Consider the following 15520-nt stretch of genomic DNA (forward strand, 5'->3'; position numbering starts at 1 on the left):
ATAATGTCATTCTATGTTTCTAGCCAATTTTAAAAAAACTTCATTCATCGAGTCCACTTTAAATTGATCTTTCAGCTTATTGGGGGTATCCAATGCTTCAATTTTTCCTTCCACCATGATAGATACCCTATCACAATATTCGGCCTCATCCATATAATGCGTGGTCACAAAAACGGTGGTGCCCTGGTTTGCCGCTTTATAGATCATTTCCCAAAATTGTCTTCGGGTAATGGGATCTACACCTCCTGTGGGTTCATCTAAAAAGACGATTTGAGGTTCATGAAGCAGCGATACCGAAAAAGATATTTTTTGTTTCCACCCCAATGGCAAGGAACCTACCAATTGGTTGGCTACTTCCTGTAGCCCTAGCTCTTCCAATAGTGCTATGGTTTTTTCTTTGATTTTTGAACGGGACAACCCATATATTCCCCCAAAAAATGTGATATTTTCTTTAACCGTCAAATCATCGTACAAGGCAAATTTTTGGCTCATATACCCGATGTTTCTTTTGATGGACTCTGTTTGGGCATACACATCAAATTCTGCTACTTTTGCAGTGCCGGAAGTAGGTTTTGAGATGCCGATAAGCATTTTCATTGCCGTTGTTTTTCCCGCACCATTGGCTCCAAGAAACCCAAAAATCTCTCCTTTTTTAACCTCGAATGTTATCGCATTTACAGCGGTAAAATCACCAAACATCTTGGTCAAATTTTCTACTTCTATGACGTTTTCTTTTTCCATTATTTTGCTAAGTCCATAAAAGTGTCTTCTATGGTAGGTTGTGTACTTTGTATGCTTACGCCTTTTAAATCTTGGGCTTCCAGGTACTTTTTCAAATCGTTTAAATCAAAATCGGTTCGTTTATCTGTATAATGCACAAATTCTCCAAAGGGATATACGCTATAACTATTTTCATAGGCCTTTAAGCTTAAAATCAATTGATACATATTATTGGCACCTATGTTGTAAATGGTTTTTGGATAATGTTCTACAATAGCTGCTGGGGTATCGATTTTTAAGATCTTTCCATCCTGTATTAGCGCTATCCTGTCACAAAGCGCCGCTTCATCCATATACGGTGTGGAAACCAAAATAGTGATGCCCTTTTGTTGCAGGCGCTTAAGCATTTCCCAGAATTCCTTTCTTGATACAGGATCCACCCCTGTGGTGGGCTCATCCAAAAACAGCACTTTTGGTTTGTGGATCAAGGCACAGCTCAAGGCCAGCTTTTGCTTCATTCCGCCTGAAAGTTTACCAGCACGGCGAGTTTTAAACGGTTCAATCTGCACATAAATATCCTTGATCAATTCATAATTTTTATCAATAGTGGTCCCAAAGATGGTCGCAAAAAAATTCAGGTTTTCCTCTACGGTCAGGTCTTGGTACAAAGAGAACCTTCCGGGCATATATCCCACACTTTGTCTAATGTCTTTATAGTCTTTTACCACATCAAAACCAGCTACGTTTGCAGTGCCTTCATCAGCAAACAATAACGTGGTCAAAATTCTGAATAAAGTGGTTTTCCCCGCACCATCGGGACCAATTAAACCAAACAGCTCATTCTCTTTTACTTCAAAAGAAATATCTTTCAAAGCTTCGACCTTTTTGTATGATTTGCTGATATGTTGCAGGGAAATACTCACTCTTTTATTTTAGTTTTTTCTGGTTTATTATCTCTTTATAGGTTAAAATCCTGCTCCCGATAGTTATCGGGATACATGGCAGTTGCTTTAGTTTCTATAAACTTTTATAAGAGCATCTTGTCATTTCGAAGAAGTGAAACGACTGAGAAATCTGTTTCAAAATAGATTTCTCCCAAGGGTCGAAATGCCAAGCTAACTTTAAAAAGAATTTCATTCTTTTGTTTTAAAACTATGGATTCCAATTCCATAGTGGTTTATTTTTTTAGAAATGAAGAATACATCCAAACTTGTTTCTCTTGTAATTGAATATAATCGCTCATGAGGGCGTTAGTACCTTCATCATCGGCATCGGCAGCAATTTCTAAAATTTCGCGCTGCAAAAGCAGAATCACTTGATAGCCATCCAATATATGTTCAACAGCTACCAACCCATCCGATACTTTTTTGCTTTCAGCTATTTTGGATGACTCAATATATTTTGAATAGGTATGTTCTGGCGAATGTCCCAAGGTTAATATTCGCTCTGCCACTTCATCAATTTTTAATTGTAAATCACTGTAAAGCTCTTCAAATTTTAAATGCAGTTCAAAGAATTTATCCCCTTTGATATGCCAATGAAACCCTCTTGTATTCTGGTAAAAAATTGAATAGTTTGCTAATAGCTTGTTCAATTTATCGGCCAGTGCTTTTGATTTTCCTGTATCCAGACCAATTTTATTTAGATTTTTCATAACATGTGTTTTTTATTAATTTTTATTGAAAATAGGTGTAATATCCTTCAAGATTTTCCTCGATCCTGTACGTGATTATAGTTGCTTGACTTAATGTAGAAGTATTGGATAAGGCTTCAATTTTTTCCACCAACGGAAGTAAGAACACATGAAGATTGTCGTGTGAAGCTCCCTGCATGGTACATTCTTTCACCACGAAATTCTTCTCCTCATTTAATTTCGTGGCGAGCCTATGGTAATCCTCCAAAGTTTTTAGGTCGCTGGATTTAATTAGATCGAGCATCTTATCTACACCTTGGGTAGTTTCCATATTAGCTTGCCATTTTGAACCTGAGTCTAGTTTAATTTCATCTACCCAGGCATTATTCATTGCAGAGGATTGCACAGGTGATTTCTTTGTCTCCTGTTTAGGGACAGAAGTTGCTTTCTCAGCATCATTTGTACTATCATTTGCTTGTTTGTTTTCTTTGCAGCCCAATAAAAAGACTGAAAAGATCATTGTTATAAAGTTTACTTTCTTCATGATTTTAGTTTTACTGTTTTTTTTTAGGTTAACTAACTTTACTGGTTATTGAGAAACCCACATTTCGGCAGGCATTCCAATCTTTAGGCTACCGTCGTTTTTTACGTCTATTTTTACCGAATACACCAGGGCCACGCGTTCTTCTTTTGTTTGAATGATTTTGGGTGTGAATTCTGCCTCAGAAGCAATCCAACTAATTTTGCCCTTATAGGATTTCATTGTATCGCCATCATCTATTTTCACCGTAACTTCCTGCCCTATTTTGATACTTGCCAACTGTGGCTCGCCTATGTAGGTGCGCAATTGCATGGTAGATAAATCTGCGATTTTATAGAGCGGTTTCCCAAAATTGGTAATCTCATCTATTTCTGCATATTTTACCAATACCGTCCCGTTTATGGGGTTAATGATCTTGCTTTTTTCGATTTGGTCGTCAATTTGTTTGAGTTGTACATCAATGCTTTTTAGTTCATTTACCACGGGGGCATTTTGAATTTCAACACTTCTAATTTGCTGGTTTATCACATTCATCTCCCCTGTAATATCATCCAATTGCTTTTGCGTTCCCGCATTGTCCCTAATAAGATTTTTTGTTCGGATTTTATTGATGTTTGCAGTTTCCAATTTAGCTTTCAGCACCTCAATTTCAGATAACACCCCTTTGGATTTAGAGCTTATTACTTCTTTGGAGACCAAAAGTTGTTCTCGTTTAAGCGATAGGGGAATAGTGTCTATATACCCTACAAAAACCCCTTTTTGAATACGATTTCCTTCGTTGACATTGAACTGAATTAATTTTCCGGTATTTTCTGCGGAAACCGTGATTTCCGTAGCTTCAAAATTACCATAGCCATCGGCTCTCCCGTCATTGGAATTACAGGATACTAGGCTTACACTAAGTAAGCCCATGCCCAAAAATATGTATAGTTGCTTCTTCATATCAAAAATCATTGTCCTTTTATAATGTTATAATTTGCTTTTGCCAATTGTAATTGAATGTTATGTGTAACAAGGTTGTTCTCAGATTCGTATAAATTGGTGAGTTCTGTTATGTAAGCCGATGCGGTTATTACGCCATTCCGCAATTGGGATTCGGCTGCATTTAATATATCTTTTCTAAGTTCGATTATTTCTTCATCGGTTGCTATGAATTCAGAAATTTTACTAATCTCCTTTTGCTGCTCATTAAGTTCAATATTAGTGTTTAGCGTAAATGATTGGGTTTCACTATCAACAATTTCCTGATTGATAAGCAATGACTTGCGTTGTTTCTTATTGGAATTCCAATCAAATACGTTCCAATTTAATTTTAAGCCAACCACATAAAAAGCCTGAAATGAATTGTCCAATATGTTAAGACCGGGATTGCCATAGCCGGCATCTGCAAATCCCAAAAGTTTTGGGGAGTTTTCTTTGGACAGCAACTGTTCTGAACTTTCAATTTCCAGTTTCTTCAATTTAAAAAATTCCACTTCCGGACGCTCCATATTAGAAGAAAAATCGGTTGTAATTATAGGCCGGGAGAATTCTGTTTCCAGGTTTAAATCTTTGCCAACCAAAAAAGACAAGGTTTCTATGAGCACTAGCTCATTTTTTTGCACTTCGGTCAACTGTTGTTCAATTAAAAGCAGTTCAGATTCAATTGTTTTATCTGAAGTAGGTAAGAGCACCCCATATTCAATCCCAGATTTCACTTCTTTTAATTTGGTTTGAAGTTGTGATTTTCTGGAAAGCAATAAAAGGTTTTTTTCCTGGGTCAACAATATAGAAAAATAAAGCTGATTGACCTGTTTTTTTAATTGATATAGGTCTACTTCCAACTTTTTTTGCCGGGTTGCCAGAGCTGCTTTGGCCAAATTGGTTTTGGCATTGATTGTTCCCCCGGCATAAATTAATTGGTTCACCGAAGCTGTTGCCCGGTATTGATCTTTATTGAGGGGTTCTATTGTGGAATTTGCAAGTGGGATTTCAATAACATCTGACTGATACGTGGTTTGTGCCGAAAGGCCCAATTGCGGCAGCCTTTCAGTTTTGATAATTTCCAGATCTATCGTAGTTTGATTTTCCATTAGCACATTTTGTTGCGCTAAAGGATAATGGGTGTCCACCAATAGATAACATTCTTCCAGGGTAATTTGGTCCTGGGCAAAAAGACCAAAGGGAATTAGTAGAACAATATATAAGATAAGATGTTTCATCTGTTGATATTTTTAAAAAGGTCAGATTTAATTCATTTTAGTTTTTTATTGCATTAATAATAAAATCTGCAACTTCAATTTTCCTTTCTTCCATTAATCGTTTGAAGGACTTATCGTCGATATTCACAAAGGCTTGGATCAAGGGAGTGGCCACAAAGGGGAAAATATTCAATGCCAGAATGTTAACAAACAGTTGCTCCCCTTTAATGGGTTTTAATATCCCACTTTCAACTTCAGCTGTCACCTGGGCCTTGAATTTTTTGATATTCGGAAAGCCTTTACCGTCCTTCATTTTTAGGATGAAATCCGGGTTTCTGTTCAATTCCTGAATAATGAAATTGGGTAGGTATGGATGTTTGATAATAAACGAAATATAGTTGTGCGTAAAACTTATGATTTTTACTTCGATGGAAGAGTCATCGTTCAACACCTTGTTCAATTGCGGAGCCAACAAAGAGAAGGCTTTTTTAAAAACAGCTTCGAACAGCAATTGTTTGCTCCTGTAATAATAGTGCAACATCGCCTTATTTATCCCCGCTTCATTGGCTATTTCTTGCATCCGTGCACCATCCATTCCCTTACGTTGGAAAACGTTCTCAGCTGCATTCAGGATCTGATTTTCAGTATTTTCATCTTTGCTTTTTAGCATAACAAACTATTTGGTTTAACCATTTGGTTAACAAAGATAATTAAATATTTTTAATACCCTCATTAAAATTTTAGAAATAGTGAAATGGTCTTAATTGCTAGTGCTACCCTGCTGATGATGGATTATCTTCAAGAATAAATTGTACAGCCATCTCTGCGTGCAACTGAGTGGTAGAAAACAACGGCAATTCAAAATCATTTTGGTCAAGAAGCAAAGGAAGTTCTGTACATCCCAAAATGATCCCCTCCGCCCCTTTTGTTTTGAGCAATTCCATCTGCTCTTTAAAAAAACTTTTTGATTCATCGGTAAATTTACCTTGGGTGAGTTCATGGGAAATATAAAAATGGCATTTATCTATATACTCGGGATCTGGAATTATTGTCTCAATACCAAAATTAGTATTTAAATATTCTTGCATAAAACCACGAGTCATGGTAGGGCGGTTCCCCAATAATCCCAACTTCTTTATTTTATTATTTGTAGCTTTTACCCCAACCGCATCTGCGATATGTAAAATAGGAATTCCTATTTTGGGTTGCACGTAATCGAAAACCATATGAGGGGTATTTGCACAAATTACGAGCGCCTCTGCTCCGATACTTTCCAATTTTTTAGCAATATCGAGGTAGGCTGTATTTATTTTCTCCTTGTTCTGTTCGCGCATAAGTTCGATATTCAAACTATAAATAAGTAAAGGTGGGTTGCCCCAAGTGCCTCTTTTCTCACCTACCAGTTCATTGATCATCCTATAGTATACAATTGTAGAATGCCAGGAAGTACCACCTATTAGTCCTATTTTTTTCATATCGCATCCATATTAAATGTTTTAAGATTCTATTACATAATAAATTTACAAAGACGAATTGCTTTGGTTTATGACCCACGTCATAAAATTGGACAGCCATCTAGTCTGATTTTACTTCAAAATAAAAATGATCGGATCTTGAAAAAATCCCTAATCGTGAGGAGTTGGTTCTTCTGGAAGCATAAGAACACACCACGTATGGATCAAACAAAAAAAGAAAAAAGGGGAAATCAAATGTTTGTCCTCACTTTTTGGCTGGCGAAAGGATTCCTGGATGCTTTCTGCGCTGCTACCTTTAAGACTACTTTTGCGCTCATCCTATATAAGGTAATTCTGATATAAAGGGGAGCCTTGCCATTTTTGGTTTTATTGGATTTTTGGATAGTGGTCCTTAACAAATGAACTAGGGTTGGTACTAGGAAACAAAACGATTTGAGTCAAAAAGGCTTATCCCTCAAACAATAAAAGATTAAATCTTTTTGTTCCGTGTGCAGGATCTTGGAGGAAGCTTTTTCCCTGAAATCAAATGCAAGGGAACATAATGGGATTACCCTGAAATTGCATCCAAAATTCACTGTTTAGCAAAGTTCGGCGCAAAAATCAGCCTGTTTATAGGGTTTTCAAGAGCATTCGACGCAAATTAAAAAAAAAAGAAAAACCAAAATAGTCAATCTATTTATAATAATGTACCATGGTGTTGTCCGTTACCTTCTTGGTATTCCAATTCCTTTTCTCCCATATTTGTTATCTACAACATGGAATTGCTTCATTTAATCGTTTCATTTCCATTTCTATTAGACCCTTGCTCAGTACCAAGTACATAGGGCTGGTGTTTTTGATAGTTGATGTTGCGCAATACAAATATCCGCAAGCCTTTTTATTTTGTTAAAGTCAAAAGGAGGTCTTATAGTATATCATTAGTGTCCGATTAAACTTTTTAAAAACGGGATTTCCTTAATGGATTTCCCGCTTTATAGTAATTTGGTTTTACCACAAACTAAAATACTATGAACAACCCACTTTAGCGGACATCCAATAATCTAACAATTGTTAACTTGATCCCACGGCAGATTGTTGATCGGACAGTCGATTCTTTTGATATTGATCGGTACTAAAAGACATGCAAGACCTATGAACATTTCACCACAAAAGAAAAATGCGCTTTACAAGAGCGTGGCAGAATTTTACATGGAAGATGCGGCACTGGAGACTGTACTCAAGGACGAGGTCATAACCATTGAGGAAAAAGAGCTGGCCCTATAGTTAAGGCACATAGTCCACTGGGATGAAAAGAACCAAAAAGTGCGAGTCTTAGATCAAAAATTTTAGAATTTCTAATATATGTTGCCTTTGATACAATTTAAGGCATTATGGATTAACCTATCTGCATTATTTTTTACCCAATCAAACATTGTTAATCGTGTTAATTGTTCCTGAAATGGTACAGGACAACTTTATGATATTGTAGATAGTACCAAACTTTTCAATGTTCTTTTTAAGTAAGTCTGTGTTGAGTTTTTTATAGTTGCCATAAATTGTCAAATCGTAAACGATGCTATCTATTATTGGCGGATTTTCAAGACGTGCCGCATTGACTTCAATAGTGGCTTTTGTAAAGGTAAATTTCAAATAGACGATATGATTGTTAAAAAAATCAATCAAAAAATTGCTGAAATAATGTTTTTGCCATTTTCCAGTTTTCTTGATTGATACAGTACTTTATTTTGGGTGGTTTTAATTCTCCTTGAATTAGCCCAGCGTTTTTTAATTCTTTAAGATGTTGGGAAACTGTGGATTGTGCCAAAGGAAATACATCTACCAAATCGCCAGTGTAACAACACGACTGATTTTCAAGATGCTTTAAAATGGCAATCCGGGTGGGATGACCTAAAGCTTTAGCCAATTTTGCCAAAGTTTCGGTATCTTCCGTGTATTCAATTTGTTTTATGCTACTTTTCATGTTTCTTTTCTTTAGTGCGTTCGTGCATTTTAATTTTTGTTTTTTGAGCCGCTCAGAATTCTTGAAATTATTCCTTTTTGATTTGTAAATTCTGCTATAAATACACCAGCTAAATGGATTACGATAAATCCTATCAAGTAATAAATACCAAATACATGGATGTCTTCCATTGGTTTTTTTAACTCTTTTGAACCAAATTCTATTATAAGTCCAGTAATTAATGAAATAACAACACCAAAATAAAAAATGAGATATGTCCATTTTTGAAATTTCTCCTTTATAGACAGAGTTTTGCCAAAAGGATTTTGAAACTTCATATGCCCAAAAAGGGGAAGGATAAAACGCAAGCTAAATAGCCCTGTCAATACATAACCTAGGTATATATGCCAATTCCACATGGTTTGTCTTATCTTTTTTGCTAAAACAATGAGTTGTTCCTGAGATAAAACCTAGTCGGTACCACTCAAATAATCTTGAATGATAGCTGCCACATTATACTTATTCATCCAAGTTGATCGCAAAAAAATCGTAATTAAAAGTAGTAGAAATGAGACAGCAATTGCCCAATGAATTATGCGATATGTTTTAGAATACCTTATTTTTTCCATGATATTCGTATTTAGTGTATCAGTTTTGTGTTTTTAACAACATCATATTGGGCAACTATTGCATGCTGTTTTTTTTAATATTCAATCATTCATTTTCTAGTTTAAACTAACTCCAAATAGATATCCTACCAATGCCGTCAATCCCATTGCGACTGTCCCCCAAAAAGTGATCCTGATTACTGCTTTCCCAATACTGGAACCTCCTGTTTTAGCTGATAGACCACCTAAAATAATCAGGAATAAAATGGCGAAACCATAGAGGGAATATTCCATGCTTTTTAATGGTAGGAACAGTGTTACCAATAGAGGAAGTACGCCTCCAACCGTAAAGGCGGCCCCAGATGCAAATGCAGCTTGTATGGGATTGGCCTTACTCATTTCACTAATACCCAACTCATCCCTAACGTGCGCCGCCAACGCGTCTTTCTCCGTTAATTCTTTAGCAACGGTTAATGCGGTTTGATTTTTTAGCCCTCGCTTTTCATAAATTTCGGCTAATCGCAGTAATTCTATTTCAGGCATTTCCTCTAGTTCTTGCCTTTCTCTCTCGATGTCTGCTTGTTCTATATCTGTTTGAGAGCTCACAGAGACGTATTCTCCTGCTGCCATGGATAAAGCACCGGCAACTAATCCGGCCACCGTTGCCAATATCACGGGTTCCCTGAAATCACTTGCGGCGGCAACACCTATAGCAAGACTCGCTGTTGATAGAATACCGTCATTTGCTCCAAGGACAGCTGCCCTTAACCAATTACTTCGGTGTATATAATGATTGTCTAGATAATCATCTTCAAATTCTGACATACTTTAATTTCTTATTTCTTATCGCAAATATACGATAGGTACTTGAGCTGAAATGTGACAAAGGTCACATTTCAAAAAATAAAAATTTCTTGAAACCAACGATCTTTGAGGGAGTACCGTCGGGGGGAATTATTTAGGTTAATAAATATTCTGTATATCCGTAAACATTCCTAATTAGTGGAAATATTCCTATATTTGATTGAATTTAAATTGATTGGATATGAATATATTTTCTTTCGGAGTTCATTTTACTGATGAGGAGAGCTGCCGCCTACATTTCAAGGAGCAACGTGATAAGGAAGGAGTTGTCTGTCATCGCTGTGGGTCAATAGATCATTATTGGCTCAAAAACAAATGGAGTTATCAGTGCAAATCCTGTAAGGCGAGGATGTCCTTGCGAAGTGGAACAATTATGGAAAGCTCCAAATTATCTTTTATGAGCTGGTATAAGACCATCTTTCTTTTGAGCACGACAAAGAAAGGTTTTTCCAGCAAGGAAATACAGCGGCAGCTGGGCCTAAAGCGCTATGAGCCGGTTTGGGCAATGGTGCACAAGTTACGCAAAGCCATGGGGCAGCGAGATGACCGCTATACGTTGGAGGGGATGATCGAGATGGATGAAGGTTATTTCACCATTGAGGCAAGCCAAAACGATCACCAAACCCAAAAGGCCGGTCGTGGCAGCAAGACCAAATCCAACGTTATGGTTCTGGCCGAGAGCACTGTCTTGGAAGATATAAAAACAGGGAAAGTGGAGCGGCATTGCAGGTATTTTAAGGCAAAAGTCCTTGACAACCATGAGGCCGGTCAAACCAGCAATATGCTCAAAAGCGCAATTGCTGATGAACACATTATCATCTTTTCCGACCAGAGCACATCCTACGTTGATATCGCAGATTACGTAGAGCTACATATTACTGAAAAATCAAGTGAAAAGACCACCAAAGAAACTCTTAAATGGGTACATATAGCTATAAGCAATGCCAAAAGGAATTTTGTGGGAACCTATCATAAGATCAAGAAAAAATATCTGCAATTATACCTCAATGAGTTTGTATACAAGCTTAATCGGAGGTATTTTGGAGATAAGTTATTCGATAGGTTAGTAATAGCAAGCATTACAGCGAGTGGACATTAAACGGATATACAGATAAATATTGCTTTATCCTAACCAAAAAAAAACCGAACCAAGAAAATCAAAGATGGGACTTCCACCAATGGCATTTCATAAATTCTCATTGAACTCCAATTTGGGCAATAAGGCTCCTTTTTTGTTATGGATCTGTTGCATTTTGTGCAGTATTTGATCCAAGATTTTAACGGTTTGCTCTAGGTAAGGTCCTTTGTTCAGCATGACACAGGTTGCGCGTTGCGCCATTGCAGCATCTGTGATTTCTGCCCTGGTAGGAATTCCTTTTTTTGTCAAATTTTCTAAAACTTGCGTGGCCCAAATATCAGGCAAATGGGCCGCATCACAAATATGTATGATTTCTTCTTGGATGATGGCGAAATTTTTCCAACCGGTTTCAATGGCCAAATCGCCACGGGCAATCATGACCCCAATTGGATAGTTCTCCATGGCTTTTAATAGGATACCCGGCAGATTCCTGAACCCTTCCATGGTTTCGATTTTTAATACAATGCCAATCTTGGCATTCAGTTTTGTCAACTCCTGCAATAAGGCCGTGACGTCCTGCTTATTGTTTACAAACGAAAAATTGACGATATCGGCGTTTTTCACTATGAACTTCAGGTCTTTTTTATCCTTGTCGGTCAGTCCCGCAAAATCGATTTTACTGGAAGGCAGGTTTATTCCTTTATCCGCCCTTAGTTTTCCGCCTTTCTTTTTTGCGTTCGTGATTTCAATAATCAAATATTTGGAATGGGCCTCTATGACCCTACCTCCAATCTTACCGTCATCAAAAAAAATAGGGTCTCCCACTAAAACATTGTTCAGAAATTTAGGAGAGGTACTGGAAATATGGGCAATTTCGGTAACCTTGCCACGCTCATCTAGGACGGCTGGGTTCCCGGGGATGGGGTCTTTATCGAGTCTTAGCAAATCACCTTTGGATAGGAAGATAATCGCTTCCAATTGTTCCAAATCATGAACGGTGTGCACCTCAAATGTGGTTTTTTTCTCAAAAAACACGTTCAATACGGTTTCACTGGTCACGAAGGCAGACTTATAGCACAGGCCCCAAATGCCATTGTCCTCTTTTGCATCGATATGGATTTGGCGTTTTTTGCCTCTCGCATCTTTAAAGACAATCGTGGCCCCTTTTTCACTTTTTTTAAGCCATTTTTCATTAACGGTAATGACCGCACCTACTTGCTTGTCCCTTGGGGGTGCTATCCCTTGCGATGACAGCCAAACCCTGGCAGGCGCTATTACTTTGCCCAACATATTCTTCTTTGGTTGTATATGAATTACCTTGGCACCGGGCTTTATATTTCCCGTTCTTATCTTTAGGCCCGCAAGGTCCATCGCAATCTTACAATCGTTTTCGACTTCCTTAATGTTGTTTATAATTTGTTTCCAAATATGCTCATCATCATGGGCACAATTTATCCTGGCACAGTCCATGCCCAGTTTCAACAAGGATTCCACAAATTTTTTGTCGGTTGCGGCCTCAGTGGGCTGGGTGATCATAATAGCCGTTTCCCTTTTATTCTTTATAGTTCCGAAAATCACCTTGGAATTACGATGTTGAATGATCTTTGCTTCCTTATTGGTAAGGTGGGTTTTATGATCAGTGGGAAGGTCAATGTTCAATAGACTATTGAGGATGGTTTTGAAATTCAGTATTCTGTGTAAAATGCTGTTTTTGGCTTCGGGAGATATGGGCATACCTATATCATCCAATTTTTTCTGTAAATCGCTGATATCAAATGTGCGCAGAGCTAGATAATGAATCATATTTTTGGCACTTTGGGCGTAATTGGGATGCACGTTGTCCAATTGCGCTTTATATTTTAGCTCAAATTCTGAAATCCTATCAATAATTGAATCAATGGCGACTGATATTACTTGCAATTTCTTTTCTGGGTAATGCATAATTGAAGCGTTTTATATTAACTGATTTATTATCAGCGCATTAATGATGCTTATGGGTACCTTTAACTTTCTGTTCCAGTATTGAAATGGCATTTACGCAACACATTTTCCCCCTCATTCAATCTGTTGGTGCATCTTTCGGTTTTTGTTGATCAAAAAGAGACCTATTAACCGGAATTGAAACGCCATTGCGTATGCCATTTCTATCTTTCGCTTCCACTGAATATCAAAGCGAATCGAATGGGTGGAGGCTTTTGTAATCTTAATTCGACCCTCCCCTACAAATTTAGTTACATCTATCCAATATTGATTGTCGCTTTCGGAAAATTGGAGAAGCATAAAATTTAAAAGAGGTCGGTTACGTGAGATATTTTAATATAAAAAACCGTAATTTCATAATAAACTTACCATAACACTTGGAAATAGATAAAAATTAGTTGGAATTAATGAATACACAAACCAAAAACGATTCTACACTTACTCTTTCAAAAAACCAAATGAGGGATTATGGGCCTCGGGTGGTGGACTCCATTATTGAACATTTTGATACAATGTGGGCAAAGGATCTTGTTACAACAACATCGAGCAAGGAGAGGTACGAAATTTTGCCAGAAGCGGTTCCCCAAGAAGGGAGCACTGGGAACGAAATCCTCGATTTTGTAATAAGGGCCAAGTTGCACAAGAACCACATATCCTCCTACCCCAACTCATTCGCATTTGTTCCTTGGACTCTTTAATCACTGTAACTCTTAATTTATTCTCATGCAAACCCCGAATTCCGACACACAAATTCAGCAAGAACTCGTAAACAGTATCATACACGGTTTCGGAATTATTTTTGGCATCACGGGCATTCCTGTTCTAATTGCCTTTGCCATAAAAAGCGATAATTCGCTCGGTGTTATCGGTGCAGCCATATATGGATTTTGCTTTCTGCAACTTTTTACTTTTTCTACACTCTATCATGGCTTTCAACATGCCCAGACAAAACGCGTATTGGAAATTCTTGACCATATCAGTATATATTTCCTGATCTCCGGTACCTATACGCCATTTTTATTGATTTATATGAATAACACCTTTGGTATTACCTTGCTATCGGTATTATGGGGCTTGACAGCATTGGGAATTATTTTTAAGATCTTTTTTACCGGTAAATGGAATATTGTTTCGACGCTTGTTTACATAGCAATGGGATGCCTAATGGTTGTAGGCGGACGTACCTTCTTTGACGCCATTCCCGCTGCCATATTCACTTTGATCCTTATTGGCGGTGCGCTTTACCTTTTGGGAGTAATCTTCTATCTATGGGAAAAATACCCTTACAACCATGCCATTTGGCATTTTTTTGTGCTGGCAGCGGCTGTTTCCCATTATGTAGCTATCTTATTGGCAGTGTAATGGACAACTGGATTTTTAATCTGTTATCCTCTTTTTTTTAGGTTTTGTATAAAATGGAATAGGCACTGAAAACGGGCGTTTTCCAATATTGGATCAAATAATAAGCTTTCTGTGCTTTCTCATCTACTTCTTTCAGATCCTGTTTCTTTGGTTGCAAAAGATAATTCTTTAAAAGCATAATAAAGTGCAAGAAGTAAAGATCGGGTTCTATATATAGAATACAGTTAGCAATTCTAAACAAGCGGACTTGATTTAAAAAATATTTATTCCATAAATCCATGAAATATCAAATCTTTTTGGCTCGTGTCCAAGACCTTTGGGTGAAGCTTTTTCCATGAAATAAAATGCAAAGGAATATGATGAAGACCCACATGAAAAATAAAAATATTATAAAAAGCTTACAATCAATACATTAAAATATGTAACGCGGCTCTGCCCGTTACCCTCTTCTTATTCCACACTCAGTATAAAACGCTCTTCCCATATAAATTATTAATAATACCATATACAAGTTCGTAAAAATTATTCGGTTACTGACATTTGTCATATTCTTGTTGAATCTTTCAAGTTATTTTTGAGCAGAATAAGTGCTAAATTTGCTTATATATACTTAATTATCAAATTATTAACAAAAACGATGACGTATTATATATTTTTGAATGCTAGACAATATTTCTTTATCTTTAGATATGAAATCAATTTTTACTAAAATATCATCCATTTTTTTAGCAGTTTTCATACTGTTTTCTACCTCTTCCTTTGCGGTAAATATGCATTTTTGTTGTAACCAAATGGTGGATATGGCTTTTTTAGGCCAGGCCGAAATTTGTAAGGACAAGGTTCAAAAAGAAGATTCACCAATAAAGCAATGTACTACCTTACAAGCTAAAGATTGCTGTAGTAGTCAGACCTTTGTAAAAGAGGGAGATGATACCTTTAAAAAATGCAGCCCTGAAATTGAAACTGAAACTCTTGTCTTCTTAAACAGGTTTGTTTTCATCTACATCAATCTCTTTGAAGGATTAGAGGAAAATGTAGTTCGTTTTAAAACCTATAAGCCTCCATTACTGTTTGAGGACATACAACTTCTTAACGAGACTTTCTTGATTTAAATTTCTACATTGCAGATGGATTTTAATC

Annotated in this window: 18 protein-coding genes; 5 read left to right on the forward strand and 13 right to left on the reverse strand. The window is 37.0% G+C overall.

Annotated elements, in window-relative coordinates; translation table 11 throughout:
* Nucleotides 1–6: 6 nt before the first annotated feature.
* From JM83_RS18590 to JM83_RS18625, 8 genes are all read right to left on the reverse strand, one after another.
* On the reverse strand, nucleotides 7–741 hold the full coding sequence (locus JM83_RS18590) for an ABC transporter ATP-binding protein (protein ID WP_144963573.1): 735 nt from the start codon (nucleotides 739–741) through the stop codon (nucleotides 7–9).
* Nucleotides 741–1643, reverse strand: coding sequence for an ABC transporter ATP-binding protein (locus JM83_RS18595; protein WP_144963574.1), 903 nt, complete (start codon nucleotides 1641–1643; stop codon nucleotides 741–743). Before JM83_RS18595 ends, JM83_RS18590 begins: the two co-directional genes overlap by 1 nt.
* 254 nt (nucleotides 1644–1897) lie before the next feature.
* On the reverse strand, nucleotides 1898–2374 hold the full coding sequence (locus tag JM83_RS18600) for a Dps family protein (protein ID WP_144963575.1): 477 nt from the start codon (nucleotides 2372–2374) through the stop codon (nucleotides 1898–1900).
* A gap of 22 nt (nucleotides 2375–2396) precedes the next feature.
* Nucleotides 2397–2897 (reverse strand): hypothetical protein, encoded by a 501-nt coding sequence (locus tag JM83_RS18605; RefSeq protein WP_144963576.1) that lies wholly within the window; start codon nucleotides 2895–2897, stop codon nucleotides 2397–2399.
* Between the two features lie 45 nt (nucleotides 2898–2942).
* A complete protein-coding gene (locus JM83_RS18610) occupies nucleotides 2943–3836 on the reverse strand; it encodes an HlyD family secretion protein (protein ID WP_144963577.1) in 894 nt (297 codons plus the stop codon).
* 8 nt (nucleotides 3837–3844) lie between these two features.
* Nucleotides 3845–5095, reverse strand: a complete 1251-nt coding sequence (locus JM83_RS18615) for a TolC family protein (RefSeq protein ID WP_144963578.1) — start codon at nucleotides 5093–5095, stop codon at nucleotides 3845–3847.
* Nucleotides 5096–5132: 37 nt separating this feature from the next.
* Nucleotides 5133–5744, reverse strand: a complete 612-nt coding sequence (locus JM83_RS18620) for a TetR/AcrR family transcriptional regulator (RefSeq protein ID WP_144963579.1) — start codon at nucleotides 5742–5744, stop codon at nucleotides 5133–5135.
* Nucleotides 5745–5847: 103 nt separating this feature from the next.
* Entirely contained in the window at nucleotides 5848–6549 is a 702-nt protein-coding gene (locus tag JM83_RS18625) for an aspartate/glutamate racemase family protein (RefSeq protein WP_144963580.1), read from the reverse strand.
* Nucleotides 6550–7680: 1131 nt separating this feature from the next.
* Between JM83_RS18625 and JM83_RS19695 the strand changes: the two genes are divergently transcribed.
* Nucleotides 7681–7812: a hypothetical protein gene (locus tag JM83_RS19695; RefSeq protein WP_261376869.1), complete on the forward strand. Its 132-nt coding sequence runs from the start codon at nucleotides 7681–7683 to the stop codon at nucleotides 7810–7812.
* A 391-nt stretch (nucleotides 7813–8203) separates the two neighbouring features.
* Here the strand turns inward: JM83_RS19695 and JM83_RS18630 are convergent, their stop codons facing one another.
* The 3 genes from JM83_RS18630 to JM83_RS18640 all read right to left on the reverse strand — a co-directional run bounded on the left by JM83_RS18630 (nucleotide 8204) and on the right by JM83_RS18640 (nucleotide 9921).
* On the reverse strand, nucleotides 8204–8509 hold the full coding sequence (locus tag JM83_RS18630; RefSeq protein ID WP_144963581.1) for an ArsR/SmtB family transcription factor: 306 nt from the start codon (nucleotides 8507–8509) through the stop codon (nucleotides 8204–8206).
* Nucleotides 8510–8538: 29 nt separating this feature from the next.
* Entirely contained in the window at nucleotides 8539–8907 is a 369-nt protein-coding gene (locus tag JM83_RS19700) for a cytochrome b/b6 domain-containing protein (protein ID WP_261376870.1), read from the reverse strand.
* A 306-nt stretch (nucleotides 8908–9213) separates the two neighbouring features.
* On the reverse strand, nucleotides 9214–9921 hold the full coding sequence (locus tag JM83_RS18640) for a VIT family protein (protein WP_144963582.1): 708 nt from the start codon (nucleotides 9919–9921) through the stop codon (nucleotides 9214–9216).
* A gap of 220 nt (nucleotides 9922–10141) precedes the next feature.
* On the opposite strand from JM83_RS18640, the gene JM83_RS18645 reads away from it, so the two are divergent.
* The gene (locus JM83_RS18645; RefSeq protein WP_144960754.1) at nucleotides 10142–11059 is read left to right on the forward strand and encodes an IS1595 family transposase; all 918 of its coding nucleotides are present in this window, start codon (nucleotides 10142–10144) and stop codon (nucleotides 11057–11059) included.
* Nucleotides 11060–11146: 87 nt separating this feature from the next.
* On the opposite strand, the gene JM83_RS18650 is transcribed toward JM83_RS18645, so the two are convergent.
* Nucleotides 11147–12979 (reverse strand): pyruvate kinase, encoded by a 1833-nt coding sequence (locus JM83_RS18650; protein ID WP_144963583.1) that lies wholly within the window; start codon nucleotides 12977–12979, stop codon nucleotides 11147–11149.
* A gap of 446 nt (nucleotides 12980–13425) precedes the next feature.
* Between JM83_RS18650 and JM83_RS18655 the strand changes: the two genes are divergently transcribed.
* Both JM83_RS18655 and trhA read left to right on the forward strand, forming a co-directional pair.
* Nucleotides 13426–13716 carry a hypothetical protein gene (locus tag JM83_RS18655; protein ID WP_144963584.1) on the forward strand — a complete coding sequence of 97 codons (291 nt, stop codon included), beginning with the start codon at nucleotides 13426–13428 and terminating at the stop codon, nucleotides 13714–13716.
* Between the two features lie 25 nt (nucleotides 13717–13741).
* On the forward strand, nucleotides 13742–14380 hold the full coding sequence (trhA, locus tag JM83_RS18660; protein ID WP_144963585.1) for a PAQR family membrane homeostasis protein TrhA: 639 nt from the start codon (nucleotides 13742–13744) through the stop codon (nucleotides 14378–14380).
* A 37-nt stretch (nucleotides 14381–14417) separates the two neighbouring features.
* On the opposite strand, the gene JM83_RS19245 is transcribed toward trhA, so the two are convergent.
* On the reverse strand, nucleotides 14418–14660 hold the full coding sequence (locus JM83_RS19245; RefSeq protein ID WP_186435043.1) for a hypothetical protein: 243 nt from the start codon (nucleotides 14658–14660) through the stop codon (nucleotides 14418–14420).
* Between the two features lie 409 nt (nucleotides 14661–15069).
* Here JM83_RS19245 and JM83_RS18665 point away from each other — a divergent pair, with 409 nt between their 5' ends.
* Nucleotides 15070–15492 carry an HYC_CC_PP family protein gene (locus JM83_RS18665; protein WP_144963586.1) on the forward strand — a complete coding sequence of 141 codons (423 nt, stop codon included), beginning with the start codon at nucleotides 15070–15072 and terminating at the stop codon, nucleotides 15490–15492.
* Nucleotides 15493–15520: the final 28 nt, after the last annotated feature.

Origin of the sequence: Gillisia sp. Hel_I_86 (genome assembly GCF_007827275.1) — a bacterium.
Taxonomy (GTDB): domain Bacteria; phylum Bacteroidota; class Bacteroidia; order Flavobacteriales; family Flavobacteriaceae; genus Gillisia.